This window comes from Microbulbifer sp. TYP-18, assembly GCF_040932045.1.
In the GTDB taxonomy this organism is placed as follows: domain Bacteria; phylum Pseudomonadota; class Gammaproteobacteria; order Pseudomonadales; family Cellvibrionaceae; genus Microbulbifer.
In genome coordinates this window covers 80,149-98,058 of record NZ_JBFRBC010000006.1, presented here as the reverse complement: position 1 = coordinate 98,058, position 17,910 = coordinate 80,149, and the positions used below count along the sequence as shown (strand labels likewise).

Genomic DNA, 17,910 nt, shown 5'->3' with positions numbered 1-17,910 from the left:
GCACTGTGGTTCCAATTGTGAAACAGGGAACTAGCCATCAGTTGGGGGGATGGCTGTTGGTATCTGAGTGCCAGAAAGAGCGAATTACTCGCCGAATAATGGACAGTAGTCCAAGTCTTTTGGCCTGTTATCCCGGCGAGTTGTCTCAGGTAGGAGCAAAGGATGGGCGTTACAGGGGTCCGTAAGGGAGGTAGCGGTTGCTGGAGTGTTGTTTAATCCACTGCAACTGCTCCCGCTCCAGTGGTGCGCGACGCTGACGCAGCGCCCTTGCCAGTGGGATTACTGCCGATTCCGCGCCGGCATCCCAGCCGGGCAGCTGTTGTTCGGCGAGGGTAAAAAACTGTATCAATCGCCACAACTGGGAGTTATCCCAGCGCGCGGTTTCTTTCTGCCACGCGGATGCCGACAGTCGAATGAGGTGGGATGCCTGCAGGGCATCGCTGTCCAGCGTTTCCTGCAGCGGTGACTGTGCCTCTACTGAATCGATAAACTGCAGCAGTAGTTCGCGCTTGATGTCGCCGGCGGTGCCACTCTCTGTAACCGTTTGTTTTGGTTCCCAGCTTCCAACACTCATTGCTCGATACCCTTCCGGTTGTTGTCACTGGCTATTATAAAGGGTAGGGGCGCAGGTTGCCGAGGTGAGACTGCTTGGCAAGAAGCGACAATAGACGGCATATGACTATGACAATGATTTAAGAGGTCAGAGATGGAATTTACTGTGCAACCGCTGCCGGCCAGCAAAAGAGTGGCACTGGTGGCTCACGACCACCGCAAGCAGATGCTGGTCGACTGGTGCGGGCGCCACCGCCAGCTCCTGCAGAGGCACCGGTTATTGGCTACCGGTACCACGGGCAATTGGGTTGAAAAGGCCACTGGCCTTCCGGTGGAAAGACTCCTTAGCGGACCTATGGGAGGGGACCAGCAGCTGGGGGCGAAAATCTGTCAGGGTGAGATAGACCTTTTGGTGTTCTTCTGGGACCCCTTTGAACCCATGCCCCACGACCCGGATGTCAAAGCGTTGCTGCGGATAGCGGCGGTATGGAATATTCCTGTGGCCTGCAACGCGACCAGTGCGGATATGATGGTATCGTCGCCATTGATGAATGAGGAATTCGAGCGACAGGTGCCGGACTATCAAAGTTACCAGTCTGCACGGGGCAGCGAATCCCCCCTCTGAGTGCTCAAAATTTGCTCTTCGTGACAAGTTTGATCTACTAACTCATTGAATTTAAGGAATTTTTTTTCACGCAGTTATGTATGACTTGCAAATCGGGCAATTTCGCGGCAATCTTGCCCACCTGATCAGACCGGTCAAACCGGCGCCATTCGCATTAGATATTAGATAACTGTACGGTGTTTTATGAGTAGACGACGCGGTAAGGCCGTAGAAGAGGAAAAAGCTGATATCGACCTCACGCCCATGCTGGACGTTGTGTTTATCATGCTGATCTTCTTTATTGTGACAGCCTCCTTTGTCAGGGAGAAGGCATTGGACGTGAATGTGCCGGATCCCGATCAGCAGGTGGAGACACCGCCGGATCCCGACAAGCAGAACATCCTGCTGACGGTAAATGCCAACGACGAAATTTATATGGGGCAGAGCCGTATCGATACCCGTGCCGTGCGTGCCCGTATCGCCCAGCTGTTTGCAGAGAATCCGCAGGCTATAGTGATTGTGCGCGCGCACAACAAGTCCAGTGCGGATACCTATGTCCAGATCGCGGATGCGGCCCAGGAAGTCAGCCCGGGCATTCAGGTCTCTCTGGTACCGTTTGAGAATTGATTAGGTCACTGGGGTGACGGCCCCGGCGAACTGCCGGTATTGAGTCATCGCTGCCACCTAGTCCAGCAATCTGTAAGCGAGCCTCATCCGAGGCTCGCTTTTTTGTATCTACCGCTATTCACAAGCCAGGCGGCTCTACTCTCCTGCCCTTTAGCAGGTCCGGAAAAGTAGCTTTCAACCCTCTGTTGTCCCGAACAGGGATGTCCGGGTCGCAGATCAGGCGTGTAACTGCTCGACTTGTCGCGAAGGGTTTGCGGACAGACGCCGCAAACCTGGATTGAAATCAGCCAGGGAGGGTTTTTCCAACAACCTGTTTGAAACAGCTCCCATTGCCCTCAGTGGGACAATCAGAACTCAGACCGAATTGCCCAGAGGTCCGGGAACACGGGGTTGAACAGGGTGCCCTGCAGATACCCGACGCCGCTGGAACCGCCCGTCCCCATCTTGTTGCCAATGGTTCTTTCCACCATTTTCACATGGCGATAACGCCATTGCTGCAACGAGGTGTCGATGTCCACCAGTGCCTCACAGATCTCGCTCACCAGCGGGTCGCGGCGGTAAATGTCGATAAGCACCTGCTGCACCTCTGTGGATGGCTCCGCCGCTTTGGTGAGATCCCTCTGCAGGGCGCTGGTGGGAATAGGCTGGCCTTCCCGGGCGAGAAAATTCAGAAACGCGTCCCACAGGGTGGGGCTTTGCAGGCGCTTTAACAGGCGATTGTAGTGCTCGGAGCCGGTTTCATAGTTGTCCAGCTTGCCGGCATCTTTCGCACCGTAGAGGAACTCCAGCTCGCGAAACTGGAATGACTGGAAACCACTGGCGCTGGAAAGGCGATCACGAAACGACAAAAACTCCAGCGGGGTCAGGGTTTCAAGGATATCCACCTGCTGGATCAGGGTCCGGTAAATAGTGTCGATACGCTTAAGGGTGTGAAGGGCACGATACTTTTCTCCATCGTTGAAGAGACGCATGAGAAAGTCCAGTTCGTGCAGCAACTGCTTGAACCACAATTCGTAGCTCTGGTGGATGACGATAAACAGCAGTTCGTCGTGCTCTGGTCCGTCGGAAAGGGGTTGTTGGCACTGGAGTAATTCATCGATTTTTAAATAGGAACTGTACGTAACGGTCATAAGAGGGTGATACCTGATTGTGTTTTGACCAGCTTTTAGGCTTGTTCCGGCAAGGAAATCTTGGCCGTAATAACCGCCAGGACGCTTGGTCCGGCTGCCAGGCAAAACTGAATTTGGGAAAAATATAACTATGGCCGCATTATAAGCCGGGGGCCTTGGGAGTGGAAAAACAATCCGGGGCCGGTCCCGGTAGCGCCAATTGGCGGGATAAAGCCGTGCCGGGACGCCTCGCCGCTGGCCTTTTGGGGAGGTCCCGGGGCAGTCGCCGTCAACCAAACTGGTCGAATCGGGACTCCTACTGTGTGGAGAAGCGGTTACCATGTGCAGATGTATTCGCGGCCCGGCGCCATCTCAATCCCGACCAATGGAGTTGTCCATGGAAAGTACATGCACTGAGATTCTGTCCCAAGTCACTGATCGCGTGCTGGAAATCACCATCAACCGCCCGCAACGTAAAAACGCACTCACCATGGCCATGTACTCTGCCATGGCCGAATTACTCAACACAGCCGCGGATAGTCCCGAGGTCCGCGCTGTTGTGATCACCGGCAGCGCTGGGGTGTTCACCAGCGGCAATGACCTGGCGGACTTTCTCGGTGGTTCGGCATCCGGCGATGAGTCGCCGGTATTTCAGTTTATGGTGGCACTGTACAATTTCCCCAAACCGGTGGTTGCGGCAGTGAATGGGCCGGCGGTGGGTATCGGCACCACTATGCTGCTCCACTGCGACATGTCGTTTGCCGGTGAGGATGCGATGTTCCAGATGCCTTTTGTTAATCTGGGCCTCTGCCCGGAATATGGCTCCAGTTATTTCCTGCCGCGGATGGCGGGGCATGCCAAAGCCTCGGAACTCTTGTTACTGGGCAAAAAATTTGGGGCACAGGAGGCCGTACAACTGGGTATATGTAATGCCGCAGTGTCCGCCGATGAGGCTATCACCCAAGCGCGGCTGGCGGCGGAGGAACTCGCGACCAGGGCTCCGGCGGCGGTGCGCCTGACCAAACAGCTACTGCGTCGGGCAACCCATGCGGAGGGTCTGCAGTGGATGCAGGAGGAGGGCGCGCAGTTTCAAAAACGACTGAATTCGGAGGAGTTCAAAGAGGCGGCCACCGCGTTTATGGAGAAGCGCCCGGCCGACTTCTCCCGCTTCGACTGAGGGTATCCCCCGCCTGCTGCCTGTTTGCCGGTCTTATTTCGCCGCAATGGTTGCCGGTGACGCCGCGGGGTCGGATCAATGCTTATCAGGCTGTTGAAATTCAAAGAATTTCCACGCCTGGTACCGGAATATGGATGTTCCGGCAAAATCGGCGACGCCTAAGTCGTTGATTTTGGGAGAAAAGTGAAAATCACATTTTTCGCTTTTCGTGTTTTGAAACAGGCAGGATGCCTTTTTCAACAAGCTGCTATGGCATATTTGGTCGCGGCAGTGGCGAATAGATTCGCCGCAATGAGGTCAATGGAGAAGCGGCGATCTGCTCAGAAATCAAACAGTTCTGTGATCAGGTTGCGGCGCTTTTTTTGCGCCAGGGGTGTAGCTTCAGCTTCCGCTATGGCTTTCGCTGGCGTGGGCAGCGGCATTTCACCTCGCGACCGCTCAACCAGTTTGTCCAGTTCTCCCCGGTCGAGCCAGACACCGCGACATTTCGGACAGTAGTCAATTTCTATGCCGCTGCGTATCTCGCTGAGCATGCCTGAATCCTTGCAGGCGGGACATAACATAAAGACCTCCAGTAGGCACTTGAGCGGGTTGCAGAAGCAGCCGCCACTGCGGGCTCTGCCGGGCGCCTTATTAAAGACTATACCAATACCGCCCGGTTGGGGTGGCTGCGGCTCTGATACTGCCTTACCGCGCGCCAGCTGCCTATAGCTCCCAGCTTGCAATCCGGCGAGGTTGTCACCAGCGCACAGTTGCCTGGATCAGTGGTGCAGATAGTCCCTTACCTTATCCGGGTGGTCCGTAAACAGGCCGTCAACCCCTAAATCCTCCGTATACATCCGCACAAGCTCCTCAAAACCCTCTGTGGCGGGAAGCAGCAGGTCATCCGCGCGAAAAGTGTAAGGGTGAACCGCCAGCCCGACGGCGTGGGCCCGGGCCACTACACCATTGTCGCCAAAATTATCCCCCTGTTTTTGCACCAGCATCATGGCCCAGGGGCCTATGGCATCCGCGTAGCCCGCAATCCGTTTCAAACCGCCTTCTTCCAGCATCCAGTCGTAGTTGTAGTGGACCAGTTGTCCATCCACTTCGATCTTCTTTGTGCCCCAGGATGTCAGGGCGATCAGTTGTACCAGCGGTATGCTCATGTTCATTCTGGGCAGCAGTTCGCGTTCGATACGCTGCAGCTCTTCTGCATCGAAGCTCTGTAAAAAGATTTTTTGCTGAGGATTGTCGTAGCCGTACTGTTTGAGCAGGGCCAGGGTCAGTTTGGCAATATCCTTGCCCTCGCGGTGGTGAAAAGCCGGATTCTTGATCTCGGGATAGATACCTATATCGTAACCGAGCGATAGATTCAGACCCTGGATCATCTCGATCTCTTCGGCCAGAGTGGCCAGCTTGAAGCTGGACCGCCAGAGTGGAAAGCGCTGGGGATACCTGGGGACTGTCTCGCCGTTGCGTCGGTCGAATGCCTCGGTTACGCGCAGGCGCTTGATTTCCTCCAGGGTAAAGTCGATGGTGTAAAAGTGGCCGTCCGGGCGGGCGCGGTGAGGGAAGACATCGGCCACGTCAGTGACATGATCGAGATAAATATCGTGTAAGACGATAAGGTGGTCGTCTTTGCTGAGCACCAGATCCTGTTCTATATAATCCGGCCGCATGCCATAGGCCAGTGCCTTGGATTCCAGTGTGTGCTCCGGCAGATAGCCGGAGGCGCCCCTGTGGGCGATGACCAGCGGTGCCTGGCCCCGGTCAAACTGGGCCGGGCTGGCGGCGGCGAGCACAGCCGGCAGTAGCAGGCCGGCGGCAATGGAGCAAAGGCTTCTCAACAAAAACATAAGTGGGTCCTATCTGTGAGTGAGATCGATGGTATTGTCACCCTTGAGAAAGCTGTGCAATTACGCGGAATCGGCTGCTTTTCAGGGGCTGCGCCCGGCAGCGGCGCATCCTTGCACTGCCTTAGCGCGGCAATTTGTTTAGAGTCGGGTTAATAACAGAGGATTATGACCATAGTTTGGCAGCCCACAGCCACTAGACCAATGCGTCGATGTCGGTATACAGGGTGACGACCGGGCGGCTCAGGTTATTCGGGTACAGCGATATGCCGCCTCCGCTCGTTTGAGGCAATACCGCTGGCTGCAGTTGTTATTGCCGCTGGCCGATTACTGGACTATCTTGATCCACTCTCCCGGCTGTGGTTCGCCGCGGGGGTAGTAGCCGTTGAGCAGGCGCAACTGCTCCTCGGGGTAGTCGCCAATCTCCATGTGCCGCGCCAGGGATGCGAAGGTGGTTTTGTCGTTTGCCTGGACATACCGCAACCGCTTGATATCGGGCTGCGTCACATCGCTTTCGCGCAGTGGCCGGAAGCTGCGGATGCTGGTCAAAAACAGATTGTCGTACTGCTCCGGCTGTTCGTCCTCGGCCCCGGTGTCGCCGATAATTTTTCCTTCCATAAGGTATTGGCGGCTGCCGTAAAAAATAACCGCTACCCGGTCCGGCGCCTCTGCGCCTTTATCCTTGAGCTTGCCGGTATGGCCCTTGAGTCGATATTGGTTGAGGGCCTCATCCTGAACCAGGCTCCGCACGTCGTAGGCCTCCCTCAGGGCCATGGACGGCGGCTGGTTGCTCTGCCGGCTGGAGACTTTGATGGTGATGCTGGCGGAGTTGTCCGGTGCTGTGCCGATAATCGCCGAGCGCCGGTTCTCCACCGTCCAGTTGTCCGGAAACAGCAGCGAGAACCCCAGGCGTTTGTGGCTGAAGCGGTTCTTGTCCGACTGACGGGCGTTTTTACCGTATACCAGACCATCGGTTTTTTCGCGGTAATATTCCATTTTTACCACTTTCTTGTCCTCGGGCAGCTGGCCGGCCGCTTGAACCACTTCCTGGAGTCGGATGTCGTTGCGCGGGTGGCTGGAGAAAACGCCGTGATAGGTTTTGGGCTCCTTGCCCTCGATACGGGCGCGGCGGCGGGCGAAGGTTTCCTGGTCTTTCAGCAGGCCGATGACGTTGATCATCGCCTGGGGGTCGTAACCGGCGTTATACATATACTGGGCGCCGAAGCGGTCCGCCTCCAGCTCCATTTCGCGCCCATACCCTTTCACCGCCGCAGTGCTCCACAGGTTGGCCACGTCGCCAACCACACCGCTGCCGGTTACCAGCACCGACAGGACCGAAGCGACGCTGGCGCCGGTGGCGGCGGTTCTCTGACGCACCGCGTGGCGCGCCGTGATGTGGCCCACCTCATGGGCGAGCACGGCCGCCATCTCCGCCTCCGAATGCAGGTAGGTCAGCAGTCCGCGGTTGATGTAGACATAGCCTCCGGGCAGAGCGAAGGCGTTGATGTCCTGGCTGTCGATGATGGTGAAGTGATATTTCAGCTCCGGCCTGTCGCTGGCGGCGGCTACTTTCTGGCCCACATGGTCGACGTAGGCGGTGAGCACCGGATCCCGGTAAATGGGTGTGCTGTCGATCAGCTTTTGATGCATTTCACGCCCGACCGAGATCTCCTTTTCCTCCGACATCAACACCAGGTCGGGGCGGTTGGTGGCCGGGTTGAAGGCGCAGCCGGTGGCCGCGGTGATCAGGGCCGCGATGGCAATCTTATAGAAATAATGCATCGGTTTTCTCCTTAGCAGGTTGTTGAAAAAGGCATCCTGCCTGTTTCAAAACACGAAAAGTGGAAAATGTAATTTTCACTTTTCTTCCAAAATCAACGACTTAGGTGTCGTCGATTTTGGCGGAACATTCATATACCGGTACCAGGCGTCGAAATTCTGCGAATTTCAACAGCCTGTTAGGACTTGCGCCCGGCTGCTCCCGACGGGAGCAAGAATTCCTGCAACTGCGATGCCATGCCCTTGCAGGCATTGGTCTGCACACGGGCGATCAATGGAATCGGGATCACAATTGCCGGCATGTAGGAGGTACCCTTGGCGTCCGCACTGAGCTTGCCCGACAGTTCCCGATCGCGGAAATCCCACACCGAAGCTTCATAGTCGGATTCCTTGTCCCAGGTTCCGAAGCCGAAACAGCCGGCGCCGCCGGTGCCGATGGAGCAGCCGATGGAGCCGGCGCTGGCGGTGGTCTCGGTGGAGCCGTCAATCCACACTATGTACTTTACGCCAAAGGCTTCCAGCCGCTCGCGCAATTGCGGGTTGTTCATCAGGCGGTCCAGGGAGCGCAAATGCATTGGCGCGGTGCGGGGCTCGAACCAGGGGTACATGGCGTCCACAAAATGCTTTTCCGGAATCACGGTTACGCCGAGTTCCGGGTCGTGCAGTTCGCGGCCGACACAGTCGATCAGGCCCGGTTCTGTCTCGTAATCACTGGAGTGGCGCCGGCCCAGGATGACCACAGAATCGCCCCGGGCGAGTTCGCCGCTACTGCGGCGATATTCGTCGATGACGACTGTGGTACAACCACTCAGCAGAGCGAGCCCGCAAACAAAAAGTGCTTTCATGGCGGTGACCTCCTGTTAATCCGCAATTTCCTGCGCGGCTGCCTCTGCCTGCTGCAGTGACAGTGCGCGCCTTTTGGCGACCAGCAGCGCCTGCATTTCCGGAACCCGAGTAAATCCGGTGTAGAGGGTGGCACCGGCGTCCCGCAATGCAACGTTGATTGCCTGTGCCAACGCCGCTTCCGGGGACTGCAGGAAGGCGGTCGGCGTCTTGCCGTAGGCGGTGATCACCCAACTGGCGACCGAGGTGCCATCCGGTGCATAGGCGTTGATGTCGTACTTGATCCACACTTCGAAAATGTTGACCCGGGTCTCCCGCGGCATGGTGAACTGGAGTTCGCGGATCTCCGGTACTATGACCAGTTCGACGTCTCCGGGCAGATCCTGGGGATAGCGGGCCAGGGGTATGGTCTCGGTGAACATGGCGCCGAGAACCGTTTCAAAGAGGTTTCTCTGTGCGCGGCCGGTGTCGATATTCCACTCGTCCCGGTCTTCGCTGTCCTCGTGGTGCCTGTGCTGGCGGAATTCCTCGCTCAGGTAGACGCCCACGGTCAATGGGTGTTGCGGGCCCAGTGGGCGGGGAAAGCCCCCGTCTACGCGCACTGTGTGCGTGCAGGCGGCTGCCAGCAGCGCCACGGCGATTAGGGTGATTTTCGCGACTTCTGAAAATCCGTTTGTGACTTTGGCCATTGTCTACTCCTCGACTGGCTGTCGGCTATCTGAAATCGTTGAGTCCTACAAAAGTGCCGCCATTGCGATAGGTGAGTTCCCGCATCAGGGCGGCGAAGCGCAGGCCAGTGGTTTGCAGGTGCGGTGGCCGCGAGAACTGGATCGGGAACCCTATGGCGTGAATCCGTATGTTGCGCTTGGATTCACCGTATTGGGCATTCACCCTATCCACTGCCAGCATCACATTGCGGATCGATTTGCCGGTGAATTCATCGCCGAGTACATAGATGCTGATTTTCTTGTTGGGGTCGTAAAAACTTCGCACTGCCTTCTGAATGCCCTCGACCGGGCTGGAGTTACTGAAGGGGTTCCAGGAACGCAGGCGCTTGAGGATGGCGTCGCGACGCCCCGGGGTGTCGGGAATCCACTTGTTGCGGTAGTTGGAGAACATATAGTCCCCCATGTCATTCATCACCTGGATACCCTTGACGTTGGGATACAGATCCAGGGTATTGACCATCTCGCCCATCATCCGGTCCCAACCGTAGTTGAACATACTGCCGGACGTGTCGATGATGAAGAGTATGTACTCACTATCGACGGGGATACCGCCAATCACGTTATTCTTGCGCTGGTAGTTATCCCCCAAAAGGCGGCGCATTTCTTCGGTGAGGCTTTGCAGGGCCACGGTGAGTTCGCCGCGCACGCGCCCCTCCTCGGTCTCCCCTTCGGTTTTTGCGGCAAACTGAGCCTGCAGAGTGTCGAGTCTGCCGCGCAACTGCGCGATGCGCTTGCGTTCTATGTCCAGTTGTTCGCGTTTGGCGTTGAGGTCCCGATTCAGGACACTGGTCTCGCCGCGGATCACGGCCAGCTGGCGGCGCAGCTCCGCCACCTGTCCGTCCAGGTCCTGTTCCGCCTCCTCCAGGATCACCGGCTCCACCGTCTTGGCGATCATCAAGAGCAATACTATGGCACCGAAGCCACAGCAGATGACGTCCAGAAACGATATGCTGAATTCATCCTGGTTGCGTTTGTTGCGGTTTCTTTTCATGGCCAGTCCCTCGAAGGTGCGAGAAAAGAGCCCTGGGTCTCCATGGCGAGCTTCCAGAATTCACTGGCCGCGAAGGGGTCCCCCTCCATCGGCGCAAGGATTACGTTGACGGGAACATTTTTGGGCAGAACCTTTACCGCCTGCTTAAACAACCTGCGGCGGTTCTTGCCGGAAATCGTGTTTTGACGCGGTCTTGACATGCCCTGGGTGGGCAGGCCGTCGGTGATCAGGATGATATTGTCCGGCAGGGGCGTCATACCGTTGATGGCGTTGAAAACTCTTTCCAGGCTGGTACCGTCGGCGGGCACTATCTTGTCCAGCTCCTTGATGACTTTATCCAACTGGTCGCGGTCGTCCACGTTCAGCCAGCGGTCCTCGGTACCGGGTATCGCGGCCTGGAACCCGGTATTAAAAGTGTAGATCTGGTATTGGCTGTCCTGGGGAAACTGGGCCGTCAGCCAGGAGACGGTATTCACCGCGCGGCGCCATTTTGCCGTTCCGCGCTTGACGCGGTTGGACATGTTGCGGGTGCGTATTACTTTGATCAGTTCGTCGCCGAGCATACTGGCGGATGCGTCCAGCAGGATCAGAATGCGGTCGCCGCCAAGGCGCAGGCCAGTCAGATACTGCCGGTCCCCTTCGCCCACATATTTGCGCACATTGTTGCCCAGCTTTTTGTTTTCCGCCTCCAGGTCTTCCTTGGCCTGTTCCAGCTTGCGCAGCTTTTCCTGCAGGCGCTTGATATCCTGCTTTTCCGTGTTGCTGTCTATTTCGGCGATATTGCCCTTGATTTCCTCGATTTGCTCGATGATCCGGCGGGCCAGGCCCTGTGTGTCAGCCAGTTCATCACTGGTGACATCCAGGGTATTGCGCGCCAAAACCAGATGCTCGCGGCCGAATCGCACTTCCTCTTCCAGCAGGTTGACCTCTGCGGACAGATCCTGGTTCTCGACTTCGATATCGTGGTCCGAGCCGTGTTTGATAATCAAAAAGATCAATGCTACGGCGCCAAAGCCGCAGGACATGATGTCGAGAAACGACAGGCTGAAGGTGGTAAATCGCCGTTTCTTACGCGCCATATTGCTCCACACTGATTGCGGTAATCACTTCTTCCGGATCCGGGCCCCCGATTCTGTCCCCAGCGCTCAAGTTCACCGGCGTGGCTATCTCCTCGCCGTTGAGCACCAGCTGCGCGCCCGCATCGACACGCAGCGCCAGGCGTCCGGCATGATTGGTGATGGTCGCTGCCGGGTGCTGTGGCGGAGTAGGGGTGACCTGTAGTTTGCCGGTCTGCCAGCTGACAAACAGCGGCTGCTGCGCGGCGAGCGCACGACTGCCGAACAGCAGGTGTGTTGCCGCTGCCTCGGTGGTGCTGATCTGCACAACGACCTCTGTGGGCGCCGCGGCACTGAGTGCCTTGACCAGGCGCGGGGCCTGACTATCGCTGCGAATTTCCTTCCAGCGGCCCTCTGCCGCGGTGGCGATGCTGTTGTGAGGCAGCAGGTGGATGCGCTCCGCCAGCTGCGCGCCGCCGGGAATCTCGGCCCAGCGGTGGGAGACGAATACGATACCCTTGGGGTGGGATAGATTCTCGATCAGCGCGCGCACGCGGGACAGGAGTGGCGCACTGGCATCCTGGAGTTGGCGCAGGTTGACTTTGGCGGTGCGGTCATCGAGTTCCGCCATTATTTCGCCCTGGCGCATGGCGCGGCCGACCCACTGTGGCATCAGATCGTAAAGTTGCTGCTCCGCTTCCGCAGAATGCAGCGGGTCGAAGCGGCACTGCATGATAAAGGCGTCGGTAAATACCCGCGCCCAGGCGTCCTGGAAATTCTGCAGGCCGCTGTCATTGACCGTTTCGGCGCTTTCCAGCACCGCCTGTTCGCGGACCGAGACGCGGCTCACCAGTGTCTGGTGTCGCTGCAGTTCGACGTGCAGGTGTGTGCCGCTGGGGGCAGCGCCACTGACACAGGCAGCGGCGGTATCCACCAGTCCCGCAACCTCGACGGAGCTTTCCCTGACAATCCCCAGAAGCAGGGCCAGTTGTTCGTGGGTGAAGTTGCCCGGTACCGCGAGAACCACCTCCTGCGGCAGGTCGCAGTGATCGGCGATATCCTGCAGATGGCAGTAAGCGAGATCGGCGTGGTGGCGGCAGCGGGCATTCTCTGATTTTAGGGTTTCGAGGCTGAGGCGGCGCCAGAATTGATTGTTCACCTGGGTGGGATGGCTGCGCGAGCGCATCAGGGCCGCCGTGCCCACAAGAATTTTCTGCGCTTCTATGACCGCCACACCGGGGCTGTCGAGCACTTCATCGCAGCCCGAAAATACCCGCAGGCCGCAGTCGTTGATTTCCAGTACACCTTTTGTCATCACCGGCTCCTGTCCTCCGGCCGGAGTCTGGCCTCGACTCCGGCAAATGCCACACTTTATGTGCGCATACAATTACACCTGGGTTTCCACACGCGTCTAGCTGACCTTGAGGAAACGCAGCAGATTGTTGTCGCAATAGTTCTGCGCGTCGAGAACCAGCCTTTCCTGCATCAGTTGTAGCTGGTGGGTGAAAAACATAATCACGATACTGATCACCAGGGCAATAAAAGTTGAATTGAATGCAACGCCGAGGCTGACAGTGACCCCGGCGATATCGCCCTCCACGGCGCGGTGAGCCTGGGACAGGGCTTCACCAATACCGCGCACAGTGCCGATAAATCCGATCGAGGGAATGGCCCAGGTGATATAACGCACCATGGCCAGCTCCGAATCCAGGCGGTCCCCCTCTGTGTCACATATTTCCTTTACTGAATTGGAGACGGCGGCGACGTTGCGGGTGGAGCCGAATCGCTGCAGGGCCGTCAGCAGTGCCCGTGGCAGCAGGAAGCGCCGCTCTTCTTCCGGCAGTGCCTGTATAGGGCGCGACAGGTCGCGGGCGTCTTCCGGCAAAATCGGCGTGCCCTCGCTGACATTGAGCAGTGCCTTGTCCAGCAACTGGCGTTCGCGCAGGCTGCGGCGCGCTTTCAGGCCCATTATGGCCATGGCCCAGAGCATCAGCACGAAACAGGCTTCCTGTTCGTAATCGCGCATGACGATGTAGAGTGAGCGCTGCTGTACATAGGTTTCACCCGCGGCCTCGCGGGCCAGCTGCTCCTCGATCAGAGCATCTGCATTGGGTCGGATTATGGCCACGTAAATCGCGTGCACCAGGATGATCGAACCCAGCAGTGCGAACAGCTGGAACAAAAAATCGGACGATTTAAATTTCATGGTGTGTCTTGCCTAGGTCCGGTTGTCGCCATTGTAAAAATCCCGCTCGGGCTGCTGCCTTGATGCCCGGCCGCCACTAGCGGCCTTCAAATATCCACTGGATAGGAGACTGACAGGTCCTCTGAGATCTCCTCGGTTGCCCGGTAGTCATCGGCATCGCTCTGTGTACTGGATTCACTGTTGCGGGCCTGTGCTGGAATAGTTTCCTGCTGCCCGGGTTTCCGCTCCGATTGCTGTTTCGTTTGCTGCTTCGGCTGCTGTTCCGCTTGCTGCTGCCCAGCTGTGTCTCCACTTGTCTGTTCCTGTGCCGATACCGGCAGAGAGAGCAGGGTGGCTACGAACAAAACGAGTAAAAATTGCATTGATAATTCTCCTAGGCCCTAGTCTACCCAGCGCGCCAGGCGGAAGCCGACGTCGTCCCGGGGTTCCGCACCATAATCGCGATAGGACAGTCGCAATTCGGTCAGGCCCGCGTGGCGCCAACTGGAGCCGCGAATAACATGGTAATCGCCGTCCTGCGGGCCCACAGGATTTTCCTCCCTGCGGGTGGAGAGACCGGTGCCGATGGTATAGAGGTCGTTGACCCACTCGGAAACATTGCCACCGAGGTCGTGGATGCCGATGGCATTGGCCGCATAGGAGCCCACCGGGGCGGTGGCTGCGTAGCGGTCACTGTATGTGCGCAACACCGCTGGCACCAGTTGGGCAGCGTTGCTGTCGGCGTAATTGCCGGAATTTTCGCGCACGGGCAGATTGTTGCCCCAGGGAAATTTGCGCATGCTGCCGGAGCTGTCGTCGTAGCGGGCGGCCCAGGCCCATTCTGCCTCCGTGGGCATCCGGTAGCCGTTGGCACTGATATCGAAACCGGTTACGCGCCCGGCGGAAATCTGATACACGGGTTTTAGACCTTCGCGCTCGCTGAGCCAATTGCAGTAGCTGGCGGCATCGATCCAACTGACATTCACGACCGGTAGCGCATCGTTATCCAGACTGACCCCGTTGACGTGACTGGAGCTGTGCATGCGCTTGAAGCGGCGATATTCGCGATTGGTGACTTCGGTCGTGCCTATGTAGAAGGGGCGGGTCAGAGAAATGTTGCGCAGCACTTCATTGGCGCGTCGCCCCTGTTCTCGCCGGGAGGAGCCCATGGTGAATTGGGCGTTGGGGTGGAACAACTTGAGACGGCCGCCGTCACTGCTGGTGATTTCCGCAGGTATACGGCTCCAGCGCGCCTGTTCGGCGGTGAGTAGAACCGCGCGAATACTCTGTTGCAGTTTTGCACTGGGCACTATGGTAGTCCGATACGCTTCATAGCCATCCTTGCGCACCACTATGTTGTGACTGCGCGCCGGCAGGGTGAAGCTTCGGCCGGTATTGCCGGCGAGTTTACCGTCGATGAACACCTGCGCATTGTCCGGGTTGCTGGTAATCCGCACCTCACCGAATACGGCGGTGAGGTCGACGTTCATATCCCGCTCTGTACTGGCACTGATGTCGATAGTGCGCACAACCGGCGCATAGCCGTCTTTGAAAAATCGCAATTGATGGCGGGTGCCGGAGGTCAGTTCCAGATCCATTGGCGTCTGGCCGCGAAATTCCCCGTTGACGGTGACGCTGGCTCCCGACGGGATACTGGTGAGGCGCAAAAGGCCGTCGGCGGCATGGAGGTCCACCGGCGCCAGCCGCTGGTCCACACCGGCAGTCACGGCTACCGGTACTGCCTCTGTTTTGTACTGCCACAGCGAAAGCTCCACTATCCGGTCGCCCTGTATCAGTTCCGCGGTCAGCGGTGTTTTCCCCAGCACCTGCCCCTCCACTGTGACGGTGGCACCGGCAGGGTTGCTGCTGATTTGTACCTTGGCCCAGGCCGGGCGCAGCTTCGCCTCGATTCGCTGAGTATTGTCCAGGCCCTCCACTTCGATTTCGCGCGTAAACGGCAGATAGCGGTCGGTGAGCACGGTGATGCGTTTGTGCCCGGCGGCGATGTTTCGGGCCAGCCCCTCCTCGCTGGGTATCTCCTCGCCGTCGATTAGTATCCGCACCGCTACGGGCGGGTCGGTGACGACCTGCAGGTGGCCTGGCAGGCGCTCCAGGGTGACTGCGTGGCGGCTGTGTCCTTCACCGGTTACCTCCAGCTCGCCGCTCTTGGGGAGATAACCGCTGGCACTCACTGTGTAACGGTAGTGGCCGGGCAGCACCAGGTGGCCGTCGCCCAGGGGCAGCGCCAGTCCGCTGATTCGCACATTGGCATCCGCCGGCTGGGTTTCGATAATGAGTGAGCGTGCGAGTAGCAGATAGACCAGCATCAGAATGCCGAGCAGCAGTGCTCCGGTAACCGCCAATAGGCGTGGCGACAGCAGAAGTCTTCTGCCACCGGCCTCTTCATGCAGCGGAGAGAAGTCAGCGGGCTGGATGACTACCGAATGCTTCTCTGGGCGCTCGTCACTGCGAGCGGGTACCGCTTCCTTCGCTGTCATTTATGGATTCCTGTTACTGCCTGCTTATCGGCTTGTCGCTATTGTGTGACAATCCTGTCATCCTGGGTGCAGCCTGGGTTTCAGCGAGGCCCTTCAAGTGCCTTGTTCCGTGTCCTACAGCTTAGCCCGCAACCGGTCCGGCCATGCCTTTCGGTCAGGCGGTTGGCGTATAAATTACTTTATTGCAGATACTGGCGCCGCGTTCCAGTCCAGCATTCCCCGGCAAAAAAGTACAAGGAATTGGATGGGAAAATACCCTTGATGGTTCTGCCGGTCAGCTGTTATTGGCGCTGATTATTTTTTCTGCGCACTGTATGACCACCACGGGCGTCTCCGCACCGGGTTCCACGGTAAATTCGCGCCGCACGTCCCGGTAGCCGGCGCGTGTGCCCACTGCGGTATAGCGACCTGGTTTCAGCGCAATCTCCCGCTCGAGAAAGTTGCCCAGTTGCCCTACGTGGTAAATGGTCACCTGTGTGCTGCTGTCGGATCTGAGCCTCACCGATACCGGAACCAGGGACTTGGCCAGAGCAGTGGTGAGGGCGTTGATCTGGCCCTGCAACCGCGGCGTGTCGCTGTGGATCTGGCGCGCGTCCGCGAGGACTTTGCGGGCGTACTGGTTGCGTTTGCTGGCACCTAGGGAGAGGGGGTCGTCCAGCAATTCCTGCAGCTGGTCGTCGAGCTTTGCACGGGCATCGGCCTGCGCCTTGCCGGTGATAGCCGCGACAAGGCTGGCATCCATTTTAATCAACTCCGCATAGTGCACGACGGCCTGGTGCCACTGTTCACTCTGTTCCGCCTGATGCGCGCTGGAAAACAGCCGCTCGATCTGCTGCTGTTCCAGGCCGTTGTCGGCCTGCTGCAATCCGGCGGCCGGGTCCGGGGATTGAGGTTTGAGGGACTGGGCGCTCAGGAAAGCGGTTTTTGCGCGGGCGAAATCCCCGGCGGCGATGGCGGCATAGCCCGTCGACATCGCCTGGGTGTAGTTTCGTTCGCCGATAGCGGCTGTCACCTGGGGCAAAAGCTCCCTGGCCGGGCGGGTCTCGGGATCCAGGCGCAGCGCTTCACGCAGTGCTTCCTGCGCTTCGTCCAGCTCACCGGCTGCAAAGGCGTCCCGGCCGCGGGTGAACTGCTGCCATACCTGCGGCAGTTTGGCCGCGCGGTCGAGACCCTGCAGGCCCCGGGGGTGGCCCTCGGAAATCGTCAACACCAGTTCAAAGGCGGCCTGTGCGGTTTTGGCGTCGCCGCGCTCCAGCGCTGCCTGGCCGTCGGCCAAATGCTGTTCGATACGGGCGGGAATACTGTCGCGCAATTGTTGCAGTGCCGCGAGAGACGCCGAATATTTATCCAGGGCACGCTTGAATTGGCGCTTTTGGTAGATACCGTCCGCCTCTTTGGCGAAGTCCAGTGCCGTCTGAAATTCGTCGTTCGCCCATTGATCCACTTTGCGCTCTTCCAGCTCTTCCTGCTGTATCAGGATATCTGTCAGTATCTCCTGTACCCTGCGACGCTGCTGCGCGATCTCTGCGTCGCTGTAGGGGGAATTCCGGATCGCTGGTGTCGCCTGCCGGACCTGGTCAGTCGCGGTTTGGGTAATCGCCGGGTTAGTGGTGGTGGGCTTGCCCACCATTTGCGGCAGCACGAAAAAGACGGCAAAGATGCCGGCCACCAGCAGTGCGCCCGGCACAATGATCTTCAGTCGCGGAGGGATTCTGGGCTGACGCTTGGGGGTGGCGTCGGTCTCCCGGCTGGTGTCGTCACTTTGCCCGCCCCCGAAGCTGAATTCCGCCGGGCGGATCAGGTTGTCGTCTTGCGAGGATGAATTGCGGTGTTGCATACCGGGTCCGCCGGGCTGTGGTTATTTTAGGGGCGCAGGAAAACGCCTGCCGATCAGGATACCCACGCAGGTACATGGGCGTTCACTGGA

The 17,910-nt window shown here is 58.3% G+C and carries 17 protein-coding genes; 3 read left to right on the top strand and 14 right to left on the bottom strand.

Annotation, left to right across the window (positions count from 1 at the left end; genetic code table 11):
• Positions 1-169: 169 nt before the first annotated feature.
• Positions 170-574, bottom strand: coding sequence for a hypothetical protein (locus ABVT36_RS07825; protein WP_367149151.1), 405 nt, complete (start codon positions 572-574; stop codon positions 170-172).
• 132 nt (positions 575-706) lie between these two features.
• Between ABVT36_RS07825 and ABVT36_RS07820 the strand changes: the two genes are divergently transcribed.
• Both ABVT36_RS07820 and ABVT36_RS07815 read left to right on the top strand, forming a co-directional pair.
• The gene (locus ABVT36_RS07820; protein WP_368456063.1) at positions 707-1,177 is read left to right on the top strand and encodes a methylglyoxal synthase; all 471 of its coding nucleotides are present in this window, start codon (positions 707-709) and stop codon (positions 1,175-1,177) included.
• Positions 1,178-1,360: 183 nt separating this feature from the next.
• The gene (locus ABVT36_RS07815) at positions 1,361-1,783 is read left to right on the top strand and encodes an ExbD/TolR family protein (RefSeq protein WP_367149154.1); all 423 of its coding nucleotides are present in this window, start codon (positions 1,361-1,363) and stop codon (positions 1,781-1,783) included.
• A gap of 347 nt (positions 1,784-2,130) precedes the next feature.
• Here the strand turns inward: ABVT36_RS07815 and ABVT36_RS07810 are convergent, their stop codons facing one another.
• Positions 2,131-2,913 (bottom strand): tryptophan 2,3-dioxygenase, encoded by a 783-nt coding sequence (locus ABVT36_RS07810; RefSeq protein ID WP_368456062.1) that lies wholly within the window; start codon positions 2,911-2,913, stop codon positions 2,131-2,133.
• 376 nt (positions 2,914-3,289) lie between these two features.
• Here ABVT36_RS07810 and ABVT36_RS07805 point away from each other — a divergent pair, with 376 nt between their 5' ends.
• On the top strand, positions 3,290-4,069 hold the full coding sequence (locus ABVT36_RS07805) for an enoyl-CoA hydratase (protein WP_368456060.1): 780 nt from the start codon (positions 3,290-3,292) through the stop codon (positions 4,067-4,069).
• Positions 4,070-4,389: 320 nt separating this feature from the next.
• On the opposite strand, the gene ABVT36_RS07800 is transcribed toward ABVT36_RS07805, so the two are convergent.
• The 12 genes from ABVT36_RS07800 to ABVT36_RS07745 all read right to left on the bottom strand — a co-directional run bounded on the left by ABVT36_RS07800 (position 4,390) and on the right by ABVT36_RS07745 (position 17,820).
• On the bottom strand, positions 4,390-4,632 hold the full coding sequence (locus ABVT36_RS07800; protein WP_368456058.1) for a zf-TFIIB domain-containing protein: 243 nt from the start codon (positions 4,630-4,632) through the stop codon (positions 4,390-4,392).
• 198 nt (positions 4,633-4,830) lie between these two features.
• Positions 4,831-5,907 (bottom strand): glycerophosphodiester phosphodiesterase, encoded by a 1,077-nt coding sequence (gene glpQ, locus ABVT36_RS07795; RefSeq protein WP_368456057.1) that lies wholly within the window; start codon positions 5,905-5,907, stop codon positions 4,831-4,833.
• A gap of 324 nt (positions 5,908-6,231) precedes the next feature.
• Positions 6,232-7,686, bottom strand: coding sequence for a M48 family metalloprotease (locus ABVT36_RS07790; protein ID WP_368456055.1), 1,455 nt, complete (start codon positions 7,684-7,686; stop codon positions 6,232-6,234).
• Between the two features lie 176 nt (positions 7,687-7,862).
• Positions 7,863-8,528: a hypothetical protein gene (locus ABVT36_RS07785; protein ID WP_367149161.1), complete on the bottom strand. Its 666-nt coding sequence runs from the start codon at positions 8,526-8,528 to the stop codon at positions 7,863-7,865.
• A 15-nt stretch (positions 8,529-8,543) separates the two neighbouring features.
• On the bottom strand, positions 8,544-9,215 hold the full coding sequence (locus tag ABVT36_RS07780) for a hypothetical protein (RefSeq protein WP_368456053.1): 672 nt from the start codon (positions 9,213-9,215) through the stop codon (positions 8,544-8,546).
• 25 nt (positions 9,216-9,240) lie between these two features.
• Complete coding sequence (locus tag ABVT36_RS07775) at positions 9,241-10,245, bottom strand: VWA domain-containing protein (RefSeq protein ID WP_367149165.1); 1,005 nt, start codon at positions 10,243-10,245, stop codon at positions 9,241-9,243.
• Entirely contained in the window at positions 10,242-11,324 is a 1,083-nt protein-coding gene (locus tag ABVT36_RS07770; RefSeq protein WP_368456051.1) for a VWA domain-containing protein, read from the bottom strand. Before ABVT36_RS07770 ends, ABVT36_RS07775 begins: the two co-directional genes overlap by 4 nt.
• Positions 11,314-12,615: a hypothetical protein gene (locus tag ABVT36_RS07765; protein ID WP_368456050.1), complete on the bottom strand. Its 1,302-nt coding sequence runs from the start codon at positions 12,613-12,615 to the stop codon at positions 11,314-11,316. Before ABVT36_RS07765 ends, ABVT36_RS07770 begins: the two co-directional genes overlap by 11 nt.
• Positions 12,616-12,711: 96 nt before the next feature.
• A complete protein-coding gene (locus tag ABVT36_RS07760) occupies positions 12,712-13,506 on the bottom strand; it encodes a MotA/TolQ/ExbB proton channel family protein (protein WP_367149168.1) in 795 nt (264 codons plus the stop codon).
• An 86-nt stretch (positions 13,507-13,592) separates the two neighbouring features.
• On the bottom strand, positions 13,593-13,868 hold the full coding sequence (locus ABVT36_RS07755; protein ID WP_368456049.1) for a hypothetical protein: 276 nt from the start codon (positions 13,866-13,868) through the stop codon (positions 13,593-13,595).
• A gap of 18 nt (positions 13,869-13,886) precedes the next feature.
• Positions 13,887-15,983 carry an SUMF1/EgtB/PvdO family nonheme iron enzyme gene (locus tag ABVT36_RS07750; RefSeq protein WP_368456048.1) on the bottom strand — a complete coding sequence of 699 codons (2,097 nt, stop codon included), beginning with the start codon at positions 15,981-15,983 and terminating at the stop codon, positions 13,887-13,889.
• Between the two features lie 274 nt (positions 15,984-16,257).
• Positions 16,258-17,820 carry a tetratricopeptide repeat protein gene (locus tag ABVT36_RS07745; RefSeq protein WP_368456047.1) on the bottom strand — a complete coding sequence of 521 codons (1,563 nt, stop codon included), beginning with the start codon at positions 17,818-17,820 and terminating at the stop codon, positions 16,258-16,260.
• Between the last annotated feature and the right edge of the window lie 90 nt (positions 17,821-17,910).

What these genes read in the sequence shown, in the direction of transcription:
- ABVT36_RS07760 (WP_367149168.1), bottom strand. Translation starts at nt 13,506, where the DNA reads ATGAAATTTAAATCGTCCGATTTTTTGTTCCAGCTGTTCGCACTGCTG.
- ABVT36_RS07750 (WP_368456048.1), bottom strand. Translation starts at nt 15,983, where the DNA reads ATGACAGCGAAGGAAGCGGTACCCGCTCGCAGTGACGAGCGCCCAGAG.
- ABVT36_RS07745 (WP_368456047.1), bottom strand. Translation starts at nt 17,820, where the DNA reads ATGCAACACCGCAATTCATCCTCGCAAGACGACAACCTGATCCGCCCG.
- ABVT36_RS07765 (WP_368456050.1), bottom strand. Translation starts at nt 12,615, where the DNA reads ATGACAAAAGGTGTACTGGAAATCAACGACTGCGGCCTGCGGGTATTT.
- ABVT36_RS07755 (WP_368456049.1), bottom strand. Translation starts at nt 13,868, where the DNA reads ATGCAATTTTTACTCGTTTTGTTCGTAGCCACCCTGCTCTCTCTGCCG.
- ABVT36_RS07770 (WP_368456051.1), bottom strand. Translation starts at nt 11,324, where the DNA reads ATGGCGCGTAAGAAACGGCGATTTACCACCTTCAGCCTGTCGTTTCTC.
- ABVT36_RS07815 (WP_367149154.1), top strand. Translation starts at nt 1,361, where the DNA reads ATGAGTAGACGACGCGGTAAGGCCGTAGAAGAGGAAAAAGCTGATATC.
- glpQ (WP_368456057.1), bottom strand. Translation starts at nt 5,907, where the DNA reads ATGTTTTTGTTGAGAAGCCTTTGCTCCATTGCCGCCGGCCTGCTACTG.
- ABVT36_RS07810 (WP_368456062.1), bottom strand. Translation starts at nt 2,913, where the DNA reads ATGACCGTTACGTACAGTTCCTATTTAAAAATCGATGAATTACTCCAG.
- ABVT36_RS07805 (WP_368456060.1), top strand. Translation starts at nt 3,290, where the DNA reads ATGGAAAGTACATGCACTGAGATTCTGTCCCAAGTCACTGATCGCGTG.
- ABVT36_RS07825 (WP_367149151.1), bottom strand. Translation starts at nt 574, where the DNA reads ATGAGTGTTGGAAGCTGGGAACCAAAACAAACGGTTACAGAGAGTGGC.
- ABVT36_RS07785 (WP_367149161.1), bottom strand. Translation starts at nt 8,528, where the DNA reads ATGAAAGCACTTTTTGTTTGCGGGCTCGCTCTGCTGAGTGGTTGTACC.
- ABVT36_RS07780 (WP_368456053.1), bottom strand. Translation starts at nt 9,215, where the DNA reads ATGGCCAAAGTCACAAACGGATTTTCAGAAGTCGCGAAAATCACCCTA.
- ABVT36_RS07775 (WP_367149165.1), bottom strand. Translation starts at nt 10,245, where the DNA reads ATGAAAAGAAACCGCAACAAACGCAACCAGGATGAATTCAGCATATCG.
- ABVT36_RS07820 (WP_368456063.1), top strand. Translation starts at nt 707, where the DNA reads ATGGAATTTACTGTGCAACCGCTGCCGGCCAGCAAAAGAGTGGCACTG.
- ABVT36_RS07790 (WP_368456055.1), bottom strand. Translation starts at nt 7,686, where the DNA reads ATGCATTATTTCTATAAGATTGCCATCGCGGCCCTGATCACCGCGGCC.
- ABVT36_RS07800 (WP_368456058.1), bottom strand. Translation starts at nt 4,632, where the DNA reads ATGTTATGTCCCGCCTGCAAGGATTCAGGCATGCTCAGCGAGATACGC.